This window comes from Klebsiella sp. KE9456 (assembly GCF_043832615.1).
Lineage (GTDB): Bacteria > Pseudomonadota > Gammaproteobacteria > Enterobacterales > Enterobacteriaceae > Klebsiella > Klebsiella indica.
The window spans coordinates 342,098-360,382 of the sequence record NZ_JBDYQK010000001.1; the positions used below are offsets into that span (position 1 = coordinate 342,098).

At 52.1% G+C, this 18,285-nt stretch carries 15 protein-coding genes and 1 CRISPR repeat array (1 of these 16 running past the window's edge); of the genes, 13 read left to right on the plus strand and 2 right to left on the minus strand.

Annotated features, from left to right (window positions below; genetic code table 11):
* The first annotated feature begins 38 nt into the window (after positions 1-38).
* The gene (gene eno, locus ABK821_RS01545) at positions 39-1,337 is read left to right on the plus strand and encodes a phosphopyruvate hydratase (protein ID WP_138360066.1); all 1,299 of its coding nucleotides are present in this window, start codon (positions 39-41) and stop codon (positions 1,335-1,337) included.
* A 264-nt stretch (positions 1,338-1,601) separates the two neighbouring features.
* Here the strand turns inward: eno and ABK821_RS01550 are convergent, their stop codons facing one another.
* Positions 1,602-2,711 (minus strand): SDR family oxidoreductase, encoded by a 1,110-nt coding sequence (locus ABK821_RS01550; protein WP_138360065.1) that lies wholly within the window; start codon positions 2,709-2,711, stop codon positions 1,602-1,604.
* A gap of 445 nt (positions 2,712-3,156) precedes the next feature.
* Here ABK821_RS01550 and queE point away from each other — a divergent pair, with 445 nt between their 5' ends.
* Positions 3,157-3,828 carry a 7-carboxy-7-deazaguanine synthase QueE gene (gene queE, locus ABK821_RS01555; protein ID WP_138360064.1) on the plus strand — a complete coding sequence of 224 codons (672 nt, stop codon included), beginning with the start codon at positions 3,157-3,159 and terminating at the stop codon, positions 3,826-3,828.
* An 86-nt stretch (positions 3,829-3,914) separates the two neighbouring features.
* On the opposite strand, the gene queD is transcribed toward queE, so the two are convergent.
* The gene (gene queD, locus ABK821_RS01560; protein ID WP_138360063.1) at positions 3,915-4,277 is read right to left on the minus strand and encodes a 6-carboxytetrahydropterin synthase QueD; all 363 of its coding nucleotides are present in this window, start codon (positions 4,275-4,277) and stop codon (positions 3,915-3,917) included.
* 436 nt (positions 4,278-4,713) lie between these two features.
* Between queD and cysJ the strand changes: the two genes are divergently transcribed.
* From cysJ to cas2e, 11 genes are all read left to right on the plus strand, one after another.
* Positions 4,714-6,513 carry an NADPH-dependent assimilatory sulfite reductase flavoprotein subunit gene (cysJ, locus tag ABK821_RS01565; protein ID WP_138360062.1) on the plus strand — a complete coding sequence of 600 codons (1,800 nt, stop codon included), beginning with the start codon at positions 4,714-4,716 and terminating at the stop codon, positions 6,511-6,513.
* Positions 6,513-8,225: an assimilatory sulfite reductase (NADPH) hemoprotein subunit gene (cysI, locus tag ABK821_RS01570; RefSeq protein ID WP_138360061.1), complete on the plus strand. Its 1,713-nt coding sequence runs from the start codon at positions 6,513-6,515 to the stop codon at positions 8,223-8,225. The genes cysJ and cysI overlap by 1 nt, the downstream gene beginning before the upstream one ends.
* A gap of 101 nt (positions 8,226-8,326) precedes the next feature.
* Positions 8,327-9,061: a phosphoadenosine phosphosulfate reductase gene (cysH, locus tag ABK821_RS01575; RefSeq protein WP_138360059.1), complete on the plus strand. Its 735-nt coding sequence runs from the start codon at positions 8,327-8,329 to the stop codon at positions 9,059-9,061.
* A gap of 72 nt (positions 9,062-9,133) precedes the next feature.
* Positions 9,134-11,791 (plus strand): CRISPR-associated helicase Cas3', encoded by a 2,658-nt coding sequence (cas3, locus tag ABK821_RS01580; RefSeq protein WP_395033808.1) that lies wholly within the window; start codon positions 9,134-9,136, stop codon positions 11,789-11,791.
* A gap of 151 nt (positions 11,792-11,942) precedes the next feature.
* The gene (gene casA / locus ABK821_RS01585; protein ID WP_142502533.1) at positions 11,943-13,502 is read left to right on the plus strand and encodes a type I-E CRISPR-associated protein Cse1/CasA; all 1,560 of its coding nucleotides are present in this window, start codon (positions 11,943-11,945) and stop codon (positions 13,500-13,502) included.
* Positions 13,499-14,050, plus strand: coding sequence for a type I-E CRISPR-associated protein Cse2/CasB (casB, locus tag ABK821_RS01590; protein ID WP_142502532.1), 552 nt, complete (start codon positions 13,499-13,501; stop codon positions 14,048-14,050). The genes casA and casB overlap by 4 nt, the downstream gene beginning before the upstream one ends.
* Positions 14,051-14,064: 14 nt before the next feature.
* Positions 14,065-15,120: a type I-E CRISPR-associated protein Cas7/Cse4/CasC gene (gene cas7e / locus ABK821_RS01595; protein ID WP_138360056.1), complete on the plus strand. Its 1,056-nt coding sequence runs from the start codon at positions 14,065-14,067 to the stop codon at positions 15,118-15,120.
* 9 nt (positions 15,121-15,129) lie between these two features.
* Complete coding sequence (cas5e, locus tag ABK821_RS01600) at positions 15,130-15,876, plus strand: type I-E CRISPR-associated protein Cas5/CasD (RefSeq protein ID WP_395033802.1); 747 nt, start codon at positions 15,130-15,132, stop codon at positions 15,874-15,876.
* A complete protein-coding gene (cas6e, locus tag ABK821_RS01605) occupies positions 15,858-16,508 on the plus strand; it encodes a type I-E CRISPR-associated protein Cas6/Cse3/CasE (protein WP_138360054.1) in 651 nt (216 codons plus the stop codon). The genes cas5e and cas6e overlap by 19 nt, the downstream gene beginning before the upstream one ends.
* Complete coding sequence (gene cas1e, locus ABK821_RS01610) at positions 16,505-17,425, plus strand: type I-E CRISPR-associated endonuclease Cas1e (protein WP_395033803.1); 921 nt, start codon at positions 16,505-16,507, stop codon at positions 17,423-17,425. Before cas6e ends, cas1e begins: the two co-directional genes overlap by 4 nt.
* On the plus strand, positions 17,425-17,718 hold the full coding sequence (gene cas2e, locus ABK821_RS01615; RefSeq protein ID WP_138360052.1) for a type I-E CRISPR-associated endoribonuclease Cas2e: 294 nt from the start codon (positions 17,425-17,427) through the stop codon (positions 17,716-17,718). Before cas1e ends, cas2e begins: the two co-directional genes overlap by 1 nt.
* A 96-nt stretch (positions 17,719-17,814) precedes the next feature.
* A CRISPR array of direct repeats spans positions 17,815-18,285; the repeat unit is 28 nt; unit sequence GTGTTCCCCGCGCCAGCGGGGATAAACC; it runs 1,572 nt beyond the window's last position.

Here is an 18,285-nt window from a genome sequence, read left to right on the forward strand (position 1 = left end):
TCTGGAGTTTTAGTTTAACTTGTACTGAGGAAAACCTAATGTCCAAAATCGTTAAAGTCATCGGTCGTGAAATCATCGACTCCCGTGGTAACCCGACTGTTGAAGCCGAAGTACACCTGGAAGGTGGTTTCGTTGGTATGGCAGCCGCTCCGTCAGGTGCTTCTACCGGTTCCCGCGAAGCGCTGGAACTGCGCGATGGCGACAAATCCCGTTTCCTGGGTAAAGGCGTAACCAAAGCTGTTGCAGCGGTTAACGGCCCGATCGCGCAGGCAATCCTTGGCAAAGACGCCAAAGATCAGGCTGGCATTGATAAAATCATGATCGACCTGGACGGTACTGAAAACAAATCTAACTTCGGTGCGAACGCAATCCTGGCGGTCTCTCTGGCTAACGCCAAAGCTGCTGCGGCGTCTAAAGGCCAGCCGCTGTATGAGCACATTGCTGAGCTGAACGGCACTCCGGGCAAATACTCTATGCCGGTTCCGATGATGAACATCATCAACGGCGGCGAACACGCTGACAACAACGTTGATATCCAGGAATTTATGATTCAGCCGGTTGGCGCGAAAACGGTAAAAGAAGCCATCCGTATGGGTTCTGAAGTTTTCCATCATCTGGCAAAAGTGCTGAAAGGCAAAGGCATGAACACCGCGGTGGGTGACGAAGGCGGCTATGCGCCGAACCTGGGTTCCAACGCCGAAGCTCTGGCCGTTATCGCTGAAGCAGTTAAAGCTGCTGGCTACGAGCTGGGCAAAGACATCACTCTGGCGATGGACTGCGCAGCGTCTGAGTTCTACAAAGACGGCAAATACGTTCTGGCTGGTGAAGGCAACAAAGCGTTCACCGCTGAAGAATTCACTCACTTCCTCGAAGAACTGACTAAACAGTACCCGATCGTGTCTATCGAAGACGGTCTGGACGAGTCTGACTGGGAAGGTTTCGCATACCAGACTAAAGTGCTGGGCGACAAAATCCAGCTGGTTGGCGACGATCTGTTCGTAACCAACACCAAGATCCTGAAAGAAGGCATCGAGAAAGGCATCGTTAACTCCATCCTGATCAAATTCAACCAGATCGGTTCGCTGACCGAAACGCTGGCTGCAATCAAAATGGCGAAAGACGCGGGCTACACTGCCGTTATCTCTCACCGTTCAGGCGAAACTGAAGATGCGACCATCGCTGACCTGGCTGTAGGTACTGCTGCTGGCCAGATCAAAACCGGTTCGATGAGCCGCTCTGACCGCGTTGCTAAATACAACCAGCTGATTCGTATCGAAGAAGCGTTGGGTGAAAAAGCGCCGTACAACGGTCGTAAAGAGATCAAAGGTCAGGCATAAGTCTGTCTTTATCTGATATGAAAATGCCAGCCTTCGGGCTGGCATGAGGCTGATGACAAACCTGATTTAGATATTGTGCTCGCATTTCTGCCGGGTGGCGGCTATCGCCTTACCTGGCATGTAAAACCAATAATATCATCATGTTATGGGTTTTTCGTAGGCCCGCGCAAGCGAAGCGCCGCCGGGCAATTCCGGAAAAACGCACTTTGTCAGCAATCTGATGCCAGCCTTCGGGCTGGCATTTTTTTGTCGGGACAAAATTGATTACTTAAAATCCACCGCCATTTGCTGTGGAATCGAAAGTCCGCGGGTTGTCTGCACGCAGCGATCGATATAATCGGTAAAGCGTGGTGGTTTCGGCATCCCCATACTGAGCAGTTTGTCGTTGCTGAATCGTACATTGAGCGTGGCGAAGGCACCGTACAGGCGCATGGCTTTTAGCATCAGACGTTCGTTGCAGGGGCCGAAGATATCCTTCAGTTCACGACGCATGTTGACCAGCGTTTCATAGCTGACCTGAGCGTACTTGTTGCCAACCGGAGCTTGTTTTAGCGCGGATGCCATGGCGTTATCAATATCCGCAAACCTCACGCTATTTTCTTCTCCTGCCGAAATGTGTACCACCTCCCCATGGGCAAGGGGGCAATTAAGCAGCATCAGCAGCGCATCGGCGCAGTAATCGACGGGGATAACATCAATACGATCTTCCATAGAACACATAAATTTTTGCAGCATCAGACCCATACTGAACACCCAAAAGATGCTGCTGGAAGGCTGACAGCCGTGATGAGTATGACCAACAACAATAGAGGGACGGGCGATAACCAGCGGTAGCGTCGGGCACTCCTGCTGCATCAGACGTTCTATCGTGGATTTAGAGTGCGTATACTCAACCAGATGTTCAGCGTGCTCGCGAAATTCCGCGCTTTCTGCTACCAGTGAATTGGGTTCTGGTGAACATGACATTGCGGTCCCCACGTGCAGAAAGCGCTGAAGGCCGCTGACAAGGGCCATTCTTCGGGCAAATTTTAGCGTTCCTTCGACATTCACTTTCCAGATCAACGGGTTGTTGCCAAAGGAGGCAACGGCGGCGCAATTGATAACATGAGTGACCCGCTCCAGACGCGGGTCGTCAAGAAAAACGTCCGGGGCTGCCAAATCGCCCAGCAGAATGTTTTGCACGCCGAGTACCGCCAGTTTCTCTTCTGCAATATTGAATTTTCGCAGGTTTTCCTTTACCCGTTGAAGTGCCGCAGCATTATTATTGGCACGAACTAACAGCAGCAAATTAATTTCATTGGTCTGATTCAGAACGTTTTCTAAAATTGCACCACCCAGAAATCCGGTCGTACCTGTAATTAATAATGTGTTCATGAATGCTATCTCATTATGTTGGTTGACTGGATTCTAAGCGTCGACAATTAAACGGATATTAAATGGGAGTGTGCCGTAACATACGGTTTATTAAGATTATTTTTATATATATATGGCGCTGTGGATCGTATTTGACCTTGCGCGGGATTAAGAAATTCATTATTTAATGTATCAGTTTGTACATTCTTGAAATGTCGTGCTTTTGGCCTATTTTCTTATGCTTTTATCGTGACAACTTAAAATATTTTGTTACATCAAAAATGACGTTCGAATAGAGGCTGGTTTTAGCTGGAGTGATCAGGCTAATTAAATAACGATCTGTTTGCTCGTCGGCGTGAGGGTAAGGCATTATTTATTTTTTACCCGACTGCAACGCAGCCGGGGGCAAGACCTGAGCCGGTAAATCTGCGATAATGCGCGCTCATAACCCCAGACAGAGATGATTATGCAGTACCCGATTAACGAGATGTTCCAGACCTTGCAAGGCGAAGGTTACTTTACCGGCGTTCCCGCCATTTTTATTCGTTTACAGGGATGCCCGGTTGGTTGCGCCTGGTGCGATACCAAACATACCTGGGATAAGCTTGCCGATCGGGAAGTGTCGCTGTTCAGCATTCTGGCGAAGACCAAAGAGAGCGATAAATGGGGCCCGGCAAGCGGCGAAGATCTGCTGGCGATTATTGGGCGTCAGGGCTGGACGGCACGTCATGTGGTGATTACCGGTGGCGAACCCTGCATTCATGATTTAACGCCGTTAACTTCTCTGCTGGAGCAAAACGGTTTTAGCTGCCAGATAGAAACCAGCGGCACCCATGAGGTGCGCTGTACGCCACATACCTGGGTGACGGTATCGCCAAAGGTCAATATGCGCGGCGGCTATAATGTGCTGTCACAGGCGCTGGAGCGGGCTAATGAGATCAAGCACCCGGTTGGTCGCGTGCGTGATATTGAAGCGCTGGATGAACTACTGGCGACGCTGAACGACGATAAGCCGCGCATCATTGCCCTGCAGCCTATCAGCCAGAAAGAAGAGGCGACCCGCCTGTGTATTGAAACCTGTATCGCGCGGAACTGGCGCTTATCAATGCAGACGCACAAATATCTGAATATTGCGTGATAAAAAATCGTTCCCGGCCTGCAACTGTTCCCATTTGTGTGCAGGCCGGATAAGACGCAGCGCGTCGCCATCCGGCAAACCCAAAATCACTCGCCGCGATAGACGCAGCCTGCGGTACAGGTTTCTTTAATCATTACCGCGCTGAGCAGCGGAACCACCGGTTTGACCTGCTGCCAGATCCATTTTGCCAGCACCTCGCTGGTTGGATTGGACAGACCGGGAATGTCATTCAGATAGTAGTGATCCAGACGATCGTAAGTCGGCTTAAAGGCGGCTTTAAGCTCGGCGAAATCCATGATCCACCCGGTATGGGGATCGACCTCACCGGTAATCTCCAGACGCACCATAAAAGAGTGGCCGTGCAGGCGACCGCACTTATGGCCTTCCGGTACATGCGGCAGACGGTGAGCGGCTTCGAAGGTGAAATCTTTAAACAGCGTGGTGGACATCTTTTATTCTCAATATGGCAAAAAACCGCCGTAGGGTACCGGAAAGCACATTTTTTATCATTAACTAAAATGTCCCTGAGCAGAAAGTCATCGCGTTTACGCGGTTTTATTGAAATAACTCTTTATATTTCATGTTGTTATTTAATCGATTTTGTTGTTAATAACTATAACTAAAACAGGTTAGTCCATTTGGTTATTTGTTATTTCCATCCCTTCTTTAATTGTTACTATCAGCACCGTTAACCTTATTGCTCGTCATACTTCGAGCTGCATGTGCGTTGGCAATAATTCGACCCATCTCAGGGCCTCGCCCGGACGACGTTGCCACAGTATCGCTGCCTGCAACCCGAATTATTTAGAGTAAATATATTCTCTTCTGTTTTATCGCGCTGACAGGGCGCGAATCACAGCTTTGCTTACTGGAACATAACGACGCATGACGACACAGGCCCCACCTTCCAATTTGCTACCGCTGAGTCCGGAGCAAATGGCTCGCCTTCAGGCGGCCACGACTGACTTCACGCCTGCCCAGTTGGCCTGGGTTTCTGGCTACTTCTGGGGGGCGCTGAACCAGCAGCCCGGCGCGGCGGTTGTCGCTCCAGCCCAGGCGGCAGAAGTGCCATCCATCACCCTTATTTCGGCATCGCAAACCGGTAACGCCCGCCGCGTCGCCGAAGCGCTGCGTGACGATCTGCAGGCCGCACAGCTCAATGTTAAACTGGTCAACGCCGGCGACTATAAATTCAAACACATTGCCGCCGAAAAACTGCTGGTCGTAGTGACGTCAACACAAGGCGAAGGTGAGCCGCCGGAAGAAGCCGTCGCGCTGCACAAGTTCCTGTTCTCGAAGAAAGCGCCGAAGCTGACCGATACGGCATTTGCCGTGTTTGGCCTGGGCGATACCTCCTATGAATTTTTCTGTCAGTCCGGTAAAGATTTTGATAGCAAACTGGCCGAACTGGGGGGCGAACGCCTGCTTGACCGGGTTGACGCTGATGTGGAATATCAGGCTGCCGCCGCCGAATGGCGCGCCCGCGTGGTTGAGGTGCTGAAGGCGCGCGCGCCTGCTGCTTCGCCGTCCCAACTGGCCACCAGCGGGGCGGTGAATGAGATCCACTCCAGCCCGTACAGCAAAGAAGCGCCGCTGACCGCGACCCTCGCGGTAAATCAAAAAATCACCGGCCGCGATTCAGAAAAAGATGTCCGTCATATTGAAATCGACCTCGGCGACTCGGGCCTGCGTTATCAGCCGGGCGATGCCCTGGGCGTGTGGTACCAGAACGATCCGGCGCTGGTAAAAGAGCTGGTGGAACTGCTGTGGCTGAAAGGCGATGAGCCGGTTACGGTAGAGGGAAAAACCCTGCCGCTTGCCGACGCGCTGGAGTGGCACGTCGAGCTGACGGTTAACACCGGTAACATTGTTGAGAGCTATGCCACCTTAACTCGCAGCGAGTCTCTGCTGCCGCTAGTGGGCGATAAAGCGCAGCTTCAGCATTATGCCGCGACCACGCCGATTGTCGACATGGTCCGTTTCTCTCCGGCACAGCTGGATGCTCAGGCGCTGATCGATCTGCTGCGTCCGTTAACCCCGCGGCTGTACTCTATCGCCTCATCCCAGGCGGAAGTGGAAAGCGAAGTACACATTACCGTTGGCGTGGTTCGGTATGATATTGAAGGCCGCGCCCGTGCTGGCGGCGCCTCCAGTTTCCTTGCCGATCGCGTTGAAGAAGATGGTGAAGTGCGGATCTTTATCGAACATAACGATAACTTCCGTCTGCCTGCCAACCCGCAGACGCCGGTGATCATGATTGGCCCAGGCACCGGCATCGCGCCGTTCCGCGCGTTTATGCAGCAGCGCGCGGCGGAAGGCGCAGAAGGCAAGAACTGGCTGTTCTTTGGCAACCCGCACTTTACCGAAGATTTCCTTTATCAGGTGGAGTGGCAGAGCTACGTCAAAGAGGGCGTACTGACCCGCATTGACCTGGCCTGGTCCCGCGATCAACAACAAAAAGTCTATGTTCAGGACAAGCTGCGCGAGCAGGGGGCTGAACTGTGGCGCTGGATTAACGATGGCGCCCATATTTATGTCTGCGGCGACGCGAATCGCATGGCAAAAGACGTTGAGCAGACGTTACTGGAAGTGATTGCCGAATACGGTGCGATGGACGCCGAAGCGGCGGACGAATTTTTAAGTGAGCTGCGCGTTGAGCGCCGTTATCAGCGAGATGTCTACTAATGAGCGAAAAACATCCAGGCCCGCTGGTGGTCGAAGGTAAACTGGCTGACGCCGAGCGTATGAAGCTGGAAAGCAACTATCTGCGCGGCACCATTGCAGAAGATTTGAACGACGGCCTGACCGGTGGTTTTAAAGGCGACAATTTTCTGCTGATCCGTTTTCACGGCATGTATCAGCAGGATGACCGCGATATTCGCGCCGAGCGTGCGGCGCAGAAGCTGGAGCCGCGTCATGCGATGCTCTTGCGCTGTCGCCTGCCGGGGGGCGTTATCACCACCAAACAGTGGCAGGCGATTGATAAATTCGCCGGTGAAAATACGATTTACGGTAGCATTCGTCTGACTAACCGCCAGACTTTCCAGTTTCACGGCATTCTGAAGAAGAACGTGAAGCCGGTACATCAGATGCTGCACTCCGTTGGGCTGGACTCGCTGGCCACCGCCAACGATATGAACCGTAATGTGCTCTGTACCTCTAACCCGTATGAGTCCCAGTTGCATGCGGAAGCCTACGAATGGGCGAAGAAGATCTCCGAGCACCTGCTGCCGCGCACTCGCGCTTATGCAGAGATCTGGCTGGATCAGAAAAAAGTCGCCACCACGGACGAAGAACCGATCCTCGGTCAGACTTATCTGCCGCGTAAGTTCAAAACCACCGTGGTGATCCCGCCGCAAAATGATATCGATCTGCACGCGAACGACATGAACTTCGTGGCGATTGCTGAAAATGGCAAGCTGGTGGGCTTTAACCTGCTGGTCGGTGGCGGCCTGTCTATCGAGCACGGGAATAAGAAAACCTATGCCCGTACGGCGAGCGAGTTTGGCTATTTGCCGGTGGAGCACACTCTGGCGGTGGCGGAAGCGGTGGTAACCACCCAGCGCGACTGGGGCAACCGGACCGACCGTAAAAATGCGAAAACCAAATATACTCTGGAACGCGTGGGCGTTGAGACTTTTAAGGCGGAAGTAGAGCGCCGGGCGGGCATCAAGTTTGAGCCGATTCGCCCGTATGAATTTACCAGCCGCGGAGACCGTATCGGCTGGGTGAAAGGCATCGACAATAACTGGCACCTGACGCTGTTTATTGAAAATGGTCGTATCCTCGACTATCCGGGGCGTCCGTTGAAGACTGGCCTGCTGAAAATTGCGAAGATCCATAAAGGGGAATTCCGCATTACGGCGAATCAGAATTTGATCATTGCCAGCGTTCCGGAAGAACAGAAAGCGAAGATCGAAAAGCTGGCCCGTGACCACGGCCTGATGAACGCCGTGACTCCGCAGCGTGAAAACTCGATGGCTTGCGTATCGTTCCCGACTTGTCCGCTGGCAATGGCCGAGGCAGAGCGCTTCCTGCCGTCATTTATTGATAAAGTCGAGGCGGTGATGAGCAAGCATGGGGTCGGCGATGAGCATATCGTTACCCGCGTCACCGGCTGCCCGAACGGCTGCGGTCGCGCGATGCTGGCGGAGGTTGGTCTGGTAGGGAAAGCGCCGGGGCGTTATAACCTGCACCTTGGCGGCAACCGCAGCGGGACGCGTATTCCGCGTATGTATCGGGAAAATATTACCGAGTCGGAAATCCTCGACTCTCTTGACGAACTGGTAGGGCGCTGGGCGAAAGAGCGCGAAGCGGGTGAAGGCTTCGGCGATTTTACGGTGCGTGCGGGCATTATTCGCCCGGTGCTCGACCCGGCCCGGGATTTCTGGGAATAACGTGCATCGCCGGATGGCGGCATAAATACCTTATCCGGCCTACGTAGACGGTAGGCCGGATAAGCGTAGCGCCATCAGGCAAGGCAAACAGTGAGGAACTTATGTCCGTACTCGATCTAAACGTGCTTAACGAATTACCGAAGGTCGATCGTGTTTTGCAACTGGCGGAAACCAATAGTCAACTGGAAAAACTGAGCGCGCAACAGCGTGTCGAATGGGCGCTGGAAAATCTGCCGGGCGAATATGTGCTCTCTTCAAGCTTTGGTATTCAGGCGGCGGTGAGCCTGCATCTGGTTAATCAGGTACGTCCGGGTATTCCGGTCATTTTGACCGATACCGGCTATCTGTTCCCGGAAACCTACCAGTTTATCGACGAGTTAACGGATAAGCTCAACCTGAATCTGAAGGTCTATCGGGCGAAGGAGAGCGCGGCCTGGCAGGAAGCGCGCTATGGTAAGCTATGGGAGCAGGGCGTTGAGGGCATTGAGAAATACAATGACATCAACAAGGTTGAGCCGATGAACCGGGCGCTTGCAGAGCTGAAGGCGCAAACGTGGTTTGCTGGCCTGCGCCGGGAGCAGTCCGGCAGCCGCGCGCATTTACCGGTTCTGGCGATCCAGCGTGGCGTGTTTAAAGTGCTGCCAATCATCGACTGGGATAACCGCACCGTTTATCAGTATCTGCAAAAGCACGGCCTGAAATATCATCCTCTGTGGGATCAGGGCTATCTGTCGGTGGGCGATACCCACACCACCCGCAAATGGGAGCCGGGAATGGCGGAAGAAGAGACGCGCTTCTTTGGTCTGAAAAGAGAGTGCGGATTGCACGAAGGTTAATGTGAGTCCCGGCGCTGCCGGGATTTTTTTGTGTATATTAAGGTCTTCCTGATTAATGGAGTGATCTTGATGATGTTTAATTATTGGGGGAAAGCCCGGCGAGGGGATGATGAGGGAGGTGATGATTATCACTTACTGTGCTGGCATTCTCTGGATGTGGCGGCAGTTGGTTACTGGATGGTGCAGCATAATATCCATAATATCGCTGATTATCTTAAGAAAATGGGCCTGGATGACAGGGCTCAGGCAGCGCAGTTTTTTGCCTGGTTATTATGCTGGCATGATATCGGGAAATTCGCGCATTCTTTCCAACAGCTTTATATTCATGACAATCTTAACTCGCAGAATGACAATATAAAAAATTATGAGGCCATCCCGCATGCCACCCTGGGATATTGGCTGTGGAATGATTATCTGAGCGGGTATTCTGAACTTCTCCCAACATCTTCTCTTGCAGCCCGCAAGTTGAAGCGCGTCATTGCACTTTGGATGCCGCTTACGACCGGGCATCATGGGCGTCCACCGGCTTTGGTCGCGGAGCTGAAAAATTTTCGTCAGCAGGATAAAGAGGCGGCACGCGATTTTCTTGCCAGCATAAAATCGTTATTTCCGCTGTTTGAGATCCCTGAATTTTGGGATGACGATGATAGTATTGCTCTCTTTAAACATCTGTCATGGTTTATTTCAGCGACGATAGTGTTGGCTGATTGGGTCGGTTCTTCAACCCGATATTTTCCACGAATCGCTAAACCGATGGCTATTGAGTCATACTGGCGGCACCATGCGCTGGTGAAAGCAAAAATAGCCATTTCTGTTTTCCCGCCTTCTTCTGAAGTCGCGCCTTTTTCTGGTGTAAATGCGTTATTTCCTTTTATCCGGCATCCAACCCCGTTACAACAAAAAGCGCTTGAGCTGGATATTAATCAACAAGGTCCGCAATTATTCATTCTTGAAGATGTGACCGGTGCCGGGAAAACGGAAGCCGCGCTTATTCTGGCTAACCGCCTGATGGCCGCAGGAAGGGCGCAGGGCCTCTATTTTGGCTTGCCGACGATGGCGACGGCGAATGCTATGTTTGAGCGTCTGGCGGAGAGCTGGCTGGCGCTATACCAACCACATTCACGGCCCAGCCTGGTCCTGGCGCATAGCGCACGTGGATTAATGGCGCGTTTTAATCAGTCAATCTGGTCGGGCGATTTATCGGGTTCAGAAGAACCTGATGATCTTCAGCCTGACAGTCAGGGATGCGCGGCCTGGTTTACTGACAGCAATAAAAAAGCGCTGTTGGCCGAAGTCGGTGTTGGTACGCTCGATCAGGCGATGATGGCGGTGATGCCGTTTAAGCACAATAACCTGCGGATGCTGGGGCTGAACAAGAAGATTCTGGTCGCCGATGAGATCCATGCCTATGACGCTTATATGTCGCGAATTCTGGAGGGATTGATTGAAAAGCAGGCCAGTGACGGCAATACCACTATTCTGCTTTCCGCCACCCTATCTCAGCAGCAGCGGGACCGGCTGGTTGCCGCTTTTGCTAAAGGAACAAAGCGTCAGATTGAAGCGCCATTACTGGGTTATAGCGATTATCCCTGGTTAACGCAGGTCTCTGGTTCGCAGGTGATTTCGCAATATGTGGAAACCCGTAAAGAGGTTCAGCGCAGCGTCAAAGTGGCCTGGATACATAGCGAACAGGAGTGTATTGAACACATTGAGAAGACCGTAAGTCAGGGGAAATGTATTGCGTGGATACGCAATTCCGTGGATGACGCGATCCGTATCTATCGTCAACTGCTTGGCAGGGGGGGTATTCCGGCCGAAAACCTATTGTTATTCCATAGCCGCTTTGCTTTTTATGACCGTCAGCGAATTGAAAATCAGGCGCTGGCTCAGTTTGGTAAAAAAGGTGGGACGCAACGTAGTGGAAAGGTGTTGATCGCCACTCAGGTTATTGAACAGAGCCTGGATATTGACCTTGATGAAATGATCTCTGATTTAGCGCCTGTGGACTTGTTGATTCAGCGGGCGGGACGATTACAGCGTCATATTCGGGATTGTCATGGCTTATTGAAATTATCCGGACAGGATGAACGTGATGCGCCGGAGTTGCTGATTCAGGCTCCTGAATGGAATGACTCGCCACACGAGGACTGGTTTTCCAGCACCATGCGTAACAGCGCTTATGTCTATCCCGATCATGGGCGCCTGTGGCTCACTCAGCGTGTACTGCGTGAACAGGGGGAAATTCGCATGCCTCAGTCTGCCCGATTGCTGATCGAGTCGGTCTACGGCGAAGAGGTCAATATGCCGGAAAGTTTTGTGCAGACAGAGCAGGTGCGGGAGGGAAAATATTACTGCGACCGGGCATTTGCCGATCAAAACCTTATCAACTTTGCACCTGGATATAGCCCGGAAAGCAGCGATTTTTTACCGGAAAAATTGTCGACGCGCCTTGCTGAAGAGTCCATCACCCTATGGCTGGCGAAAATTGTCGATGGCGTTGTTACGCCTTATGCGTCAGGCGAGCACGCCTGGGAAATGAGCGTGCTGCGGGTACGCGAGGGATGGTGGAATAAACATCGTGAAGATTTTACGTTGCTTGACGGTAAGCCGTTTCGGCAGTGGTGCGTTGAGCAGCATCAGAATCAGGAGTTTGCGATGGTGATTGTGGTATCTGATTCTGAGACGTGTGGTTATTCAATGCATGAAGGGCTGATCGGAAAGGCAGATTAACGACACAGAATTGCACTGACAGGCTTTCGTGATCTGTCGTTTGATGATTCACCTGGGCAACAAGCTGACAGTGAGTTTTCAACTGTCAGTCCGTTAAAACTCAAGGGAACACTTTTGCGCCATGGACTGGCGCATCAGGTAAGGAAAAGGCATGTTTCCGATAAATTTAATTTCAACACCCTGGCTTCCCGTTCGTTTCAAAGACGGTTCCATTGGCAAACTGGCGCCAGTCAATCTGACAGATGAAAACGTGGTAGATGTCGCCGCCACGCGAGCGGATTTGCAGGGCGCAGCCTGGCAGTTCTTGCTGGGATTATTACAATGCACTGTCGCGCCGAAAAACAGTGCTCGCTGGGAGGATATCTGGTTCGACGATGGATTGAGCGCAGAAAAACTTCGTCAGGCGCTGGAACCGCTAGAGTCTGCCTTTCAGTTTGGTGCCGATACACCCTCTTTTATGCAGGATTTTGAACCCATAGGTGGCGAGAAAGTTTCAATCGCCTCATTGCTGCCGGAAATTCCTGGGGCGCAAACCACCAAATTTAATAAAGACCATTTTGTTAAGCGCGGCGTCACGCAGCACTTTTGCTCGCACTGCGCGGCGCTGGCGTTATTTTCGTTGCAGCTTAATGCGCCATCGGGCGGTAAAGGTTATCGAACCGGGCTGCGAGGCGGCGGGCCGATGACCACGCTTATCGAATTGCAGGAGTATCAGAGTAACCGGCAAACGCCTCTATGGCGCAAGCTATGGCTCAATGTTATGCCGCAGGATAGCGGTGGATTACCTTTGCCGGAGCAGTGCGATGCATCAGTCTTTCCCTGGTTAGCCGCCACCCGCACCAGTGAACTGGCAAATGCCGTCACAACCCCAGAACAGGTCAATCCGCTGCAGGCCTATTGGGGGATGCCAAGACGTATTCGTCTTGATTTTGCATCCACTCATTCAGGCTCTTGCGATCTCTGTGAAACTCACAGTGATGAACTGCTGAGTTCGATGACCGTAAAAAACTACGGCGTTAATTACGCGGGTTGGGTACACCCACTGACACCTTATCGCCTGCCGTTAAAAGAAGGTAGTGAACGCTATTCCGTCAAACCGCAGCCGGGCGGCCTTATCTGGCGGGACTGGCTGGGATTGAGTCAGGAAGGTACATCAGAAAATAACCGAGAATACCCGGCTCAGGTTGTTAAAACGTTCGCTACGCATAACCTTAAGGATATCAGGATTGGATTGTGGGGCTTTGGCTATGATTTTGACAATATGAAAGCCCGCTGCTGGTATGAACATCACTTCCCGCTGTTATTAACCGAAAACATTATCCCCGATCTGCGGCAGGCGGCGCAAACGGCATCGCGTCACCTCGGCCTGCTGCGTAGCGCATTAAAAGAGGCCTGGTTCTCTGATGCCAAAGGCGCACGCGGTGATTTCAGCTTTATTGATATCGACTTCTGGCATCTTACTCAGGCCTCTTTTCTGGAACTGGTTCGCGATATTGAGAGCGGCCAGAGCACAGAAAAAAGACTGAGCCAATGGCAAAATGATATCTGGTTATTTACCCGCCGCTACTTTGACGATCACGTTTTTACCAACCCCTATGAGGGTACCGATCTCAAACGCATCATGACCGCGCGTAAAAAATATTTCACCAAGTCGGCGGAGAAGCTGAACGCGAAAGCCGCCAAAGCGAAAAAGCAGGAGGCTGCTGAATGAGTATTGTGGAAGACGACCATAAGGCCACGTTGCGCCGATGGCATGAAGAGTTACAGGAAAAACGCGGTCTGCGTGCCAGCCTGCGCCGCAGCAAAACGGTGAGTGAAGCCTGCCTGTCAGAAGGATTTCGTTCCCTGCTGATGCAGACTCACACGTTATGGAAAATAGAAGGGCAAGAGTGGCGTTTTACCGCGCTGGCGATAACCGCGGCGCTGGCCGCACATGTTAAATCTATTGTTAAAGAGCCGAATTTTGCTGCGCAGTTAGGCCAGATGACCGGCAATAACCCGGTGATGTCCGAACTGCGCTTTTCCCGGCTGTCTGCGGTGAAAACGCCTGATGAATTGCTGCGTCAGCTACTGCGTGCGGTTCGGCTGCTTAATGGCGCGGTGAATCTTCCGTCACTGGCAGATGACATCTTTTGCTGGTGTCGGGAAAACGACGAACTGCTTAACCATATCCGCCGCCGCCAGCGGCCAACTGAATTTATCCGTATCCGCTGGGCGCTGGAGTATTACCAGGCCGGTGATGCCAACAACGACGATTAATAAGGGACTCTCAGATGACCACGTTTATTCAACTGCATTTACTGACCGCATATCCGGCTGCCAACCTGAACCGTGATGACACCGGTTCGCCGAAAACGGTCGTGCTCGGTGGCGCGACGCGTCTTCGCGTTTCTTCACAAAGCCTGAAGCGCGCCTGGCGCACATCCGAACTTTTTGAACAGGCTCTTGCCGGAAATATTGGTATTCGTAGCGGACGTATTGCGCGTGAGGTGGCGAAAATCCTGACGGAAAACGGCATCGATGACAAAAAGGCCGTCGAGTGGGTAAAACCGATTGCGGACTATTTAGGTAAAGCTAAAACGGAGAAGAAACCGAAAGAACCATTGACCAATGCTGAAACCGAGCAACTGGTGCATATCAGTCCGGCAGAGTTCGATGCGGTCATGGCGCTGGCGCATCGCTTGGCTGAAGAAAAACGAGCACCGAAAGAAGAAGAACTTTTGCTGCTGCGTCGCGATCGCATGGCAGTCGATATTGCCATGTTTGGCCGTATGCTGGCAAATAAACCGGAGTTCAATGTGGAAGCCGCGTGTCAGGTTGCGCATGCATTCGGCGTCAGTGAAACCATCGTGGAAGATGATTTTTTTACCGCGGTAGACGATCTGCGTAAACCTTCTGAGGATGCTGGCGCGGGGCATCTTGGTGAAGCCGGTTTCGGCTCGGCTCTGTTTTATACTTATATTTGTATCGACAAAGACCTGCTACTGAAAAATCTGAACGGCAATGAAGAGCTGGCGAATAAAACGCTGCGCGCTTTTACCGAGGCCGTGCTGAAAGTCTCGCCAACCGGCAAACAAAATAGCTTTGCCAGTCGTGCTTATGCGTCCTGGATGCTGGCGGAAAAAGGAACCGATCAACCTCGTTCACTGGCGGCGGCGTTTTACAACCCGATCAACGGCACCAACCAGCTGGAGGCCGCGATAAAACGCATTACTGAAATGCGCGAGAATATAAATACGGTTTACGAACAACGGACAGAATCCGTCGGTTTTGATGTGATGAATGGAAAGGGAAGCATCAAAGAGGTGCTGGATTTTATCAGCGCGTAAGGGGCTACTATGAGCCAGTATCTGATTTTTCAGCTTCAGGGGCCAATGGCTTCATGGGGCGTGGATGCCCCCGGAGAGGTGCGCCATAGTCATGAGTTACCCACGCGTTCGGCGCTACTGGGACTACTGGCGGCAGCCCTGGGGATTCGTCGCGATGAAGAAAAACGTCTGAACGAGTTTAATCATCACTACGCATTTTTGTTATGTGCCAGCAGGGAGCCTCGTTGGGCGCGGGATTACCATACTGTCCAGATGCCGAAAGAAGTGCGTAAAGCCCGTTATTTCAGTCGTCGTGAAGAGTTAAGCGATCCTGAACTGCTGAGTGCGCTGATCTCCCGTCGGGATTATTACACCGACGCCTGGTGGATGGTGGCGATAGCGCAAACCTCCGGTGCGCCATATTCGCTGGAGCAACTACGAGATGCGTTACAACATCCGGTATTCTCTCTGTATCTGGGGCGTAAAAGCCATCCTCTGGCATTACCGCTTGCGCCCTTGCTGCTGGAAGGTTCCGCCCCGGATGTGCTGAGTGATGCGTATGATCAGTATCGGGAGAAGTTCAACAGGCTAAAAATTCCGTTAGCGGAATTACAGCCTCAGTGCTGGTGGGAGGGCGAACATGAAGGTCTGGAAGCCAATAAAGTCTTACGTCGTCGTGACAGGCCAATGAGTCGCCAGCAGTGGACGTTTGGCGAACGCACCGTTAATCAAGGCGTGCTGCTCATCAAGGAGGAACCGTGTATCTCGCAAAAATAACGCTGCATACCAGTAAGCTTTTACCATCACAACTGCTGAAATTAGTGGATCGCGGAGAATATGTGATGCACCAGTGGCTTTGGGAGCTGTTTCCCGGAAGAGGCGAACGGCAGTTTCTTTATCGTCGAGAGGAGCTTCAGGGAGCATTTCGTTTCTTTGTGCTTTCTCAACAACCACCGGCTGAGAGCGATATTTTCGATATCGAATATCGTTCGTTCTTAGCGACCTTAAGCCCGGGTCAAACGCTGCGTTTTAGCCTGCGAGCCAATCCAACGATTTGTAAAGCAGGTAAACGTCACGATCTGTTGATGGAAGCAAAACGTCAGGTGAAAGGGAAGAACGAGGACCTGGATATCTGGCAGCATCAACGGCAGACGGCGCAAGACTGGCTGGCGAAACAAGGGAAACAGAATGGATTTTCGCTCAGTGAAGTGAGTGTGGATGCGTATCGGCAGCAGCAGATTGTTCGGGCGAAGTCCCGGCAGATGATCCAGTTCAGCAGCGTGGACTATTCTGGCCTACTGGTGGTTAACGACCCAGCGTTATTTCTGCAGCGTCTGATTCAGGGATATGGGAAAAGCCGGGCTTTTGGCTGCGGGCTAATGCTGATTAAACCTGGAGACAAAGGGTGACTTATGTACCGCTCAGTCCCATTCCACTGAAAGATCGTACATCAATGATTTTCCTCCAGTATGGGCAGATTGATGTCCTGGATGGTGCATTTGTGTTGATCGATAAGACGGGGATACGTACTCATATTCCGGTAGGGTCTGTGGCCTGTATCATGCTGGAACCGGGGACTCGGATTTCTCATGCGGCAGTGCGCCTGGCGTCAACGGTAGGAACACTACTGGTGTGGGTAGGAGAGGCCGGTGTCCGGGTTTACTCTTCCGGGCAGCCCGGCGGTGCGCGGGCAGACAAACTGTTGTATCAGGCGAAATTGGCGCTGGATGATGATTTACGTCTGAAAGTCGTGCGTAAAATGTATGAACTCCGTTTTCGTGAGCCGCCGCCTGCGCGTCGTTCTGTTGAGCAGCTGCGCGGTATTGAAGGTTCTCGTGTTCGTCAGACTTACGCATTGTTGGCTAAACAGTACGGAGTGAAGTGGCATGGCCGTAATTATGATCCTAAGGACTGGGAAAAAGGAGATGTGGTGAACCAATGTATCAGCGCTGCAACTTCATGCCTGTACGGGATTTCAGAAGCGGCAGTATTGGCGGCGGGTTATGCGCCGGCGATTGGTTTCATTCATAGTGGCAAGCCCCTTTCATTTGTTTATGACATCGCTGATATCATCAAATTTGAATCAGTGGTCCCGAAAGCATTTGAAATTGCTGCACGTGCTCCTTCCGAACCCGATCGTGAAGTCAGACTGGCCTGTCGTGATATTTTTCGTAGTACCAGGCTCACCGGAAAGCTTATCCCTTTGATTGAAGAGGTTCTCGCTGCTGGTGAGATTGAGCCACCGAAACCTGCGCCAGATATGCTGCCTCCCGCAATTCCTGAACCGCAGTCACTTGCTGATAATGGGCATAGAGGGCACGGTTAATGAGTATGGTGGTTGTTGTAACGGAAAATGTCCCCCCACGTTTGCGAGGACGACTTGCTATATGGCTCCTGGAAATCCGGGCTGGCGTATACGTAGGCGATGTCTCAAAACGTGTGCGAGAAATGATCTGGCAACAGGTTACCCAGTTGGGAGGTATTGGAAATATTGTTATGGCCTGGGCAACAAACACTGAGTCTGGTTTTGAGTTTCAAACCTGGGGGGAAAACCGTCGTATTCCGGTAGATTTGGATGGCTTGAGGTTGGTTTCTTTTCTTCCCATTGAAAATCAGTAGGTTACCTGCTCTTTAATAAGGTGGAGTTGTTACTAATAGGTTGGTATATTGTTTATTTCTAAAAAATCCTATAGAAAACAGATATATAAATTTAGTGTGTTCCCCGCGCCAGCGGGGATAAACCGGTTATAGTTCAAAACGATATGATGAGTGAATCGTGTTCCCCGCGCCAGCGGGGATAAACCGGACGGTTGTTGTGCCGGGGCGGGCTGAACCGGCGTGTTCCCCGCGCCAGCGGGGATAAACCGTATGGCTGCCATTTTTCTGCATCAGCGCCTGGGTGTTCCCCGCGCCAGCGGGGATAAACCGGCCAGGTACTCCTCGCGGGAGTTGTATTGCGTGTGTTCCCCGCGCCAGCGGGGATAAACCGTTTATCTGTACAGTATAGCAGGCGAGTAAAGAGTGTTCCCCGCGCCAGCGGGGATAAACCGCGCATGAAGCCACAAAGCATGCAGAAGACAATGTGTTCCCCGCGCCAGCGGGGATAAACCGGATGGGGCAAAAAATTAGCGCAAGCTGGCATCGTGTTCCCCGCGCCAGCGGGGATAAACCGCTGTCAACGCGGGA

Excerpts from the sequence above, each read along its gene's own strand:
- ABK821_RS01550 (WP_138360065.1), bottom strand. The coding sequence starts at position 2,711 with ATGAACACATTATTAATTACAGGTACGACCGGATTTCTGGGTGGTGCA.
- cas3 (WP_395033808.1), top strand. The coding sequence starts at position 9,134 with ATGTTTAATTATTGGGGGAAAGCCCGGCGAGGGGATGATGAGGGAGGT.
- cas7e (WP_138360056.1), top strand. The coding sequence starts at position 14,065 with ATGACCACGTTTATTCAACTGCATTTACTGACCGCATATCCGGCTGCC.
- casB (WP_142502532.1), top strand. The coding sequence starts at position 13,499 with ATGAGTATTGTGGAAGACGACCATAAGGCCACGTTGCGCCGATGGCAT.
- queD (WP_138360063.1), bottom strand. The coding sequence starts at position 4,277 with ATGTCCACCACGCTGTTTAAAGATTTCACCTTCGAAGCCGCTCACCGT.
- cas2e (WP_138360052.1), top strand. The coding sequence starts at position 17,425 with ATGAGTATGGTGGTTGTTGTAACGGAAAATGTCCCCCCACGTTTGCGA.
- casA (WP_142502533.1), top strand. The coding sequence starts at position 11,943 with ATGTTTCCGATAAATTTAATTTCAACACCCTGGCTTCCCGTTCGTTTC.
- cysI (WP_138360061.1), top strand. The coding sequence starts at position 6,513 with ATGAGCGAAAAACATCCAGGCCCGCTGGTGGTCGAAGGTAAACTGGCT.
- cas5e (WP_395033802.1), top strand. The coding sequence starts at position 15,130 with ATGAGCCAGTATCTGATTTTTCAGCTTCAGGGGCCAATGGCTTCATGG.
- cysH (WP_138360059.1), top strand. The coding sequence starts at position 8,327 with ATGTCCGTACTCGATCTAAACGTGCTTAACGAATTACCGAAGGTCGAT.
- cysJ (WP_138360062.1), top strand. The coding sequence starts at position 4,714 with ATGACGACACAGGCCCCACCTTCCAATTTGCTACCGCTGAGTCCGGAG.
- eno (WP_138360066.1), top strand. The coding sequence starts at position 39 with ATGTCCAAAATCGTTAAAGTCATCGGTCGTGAAATCATCGACTCCCGT.
- queE (WP_138360064.1), top strand. The coding sequence starts at position 3,157 with ATGCAGTACCCGATTAACGAGATGTTCCAGACCTTGCAAGGCGAAGGT.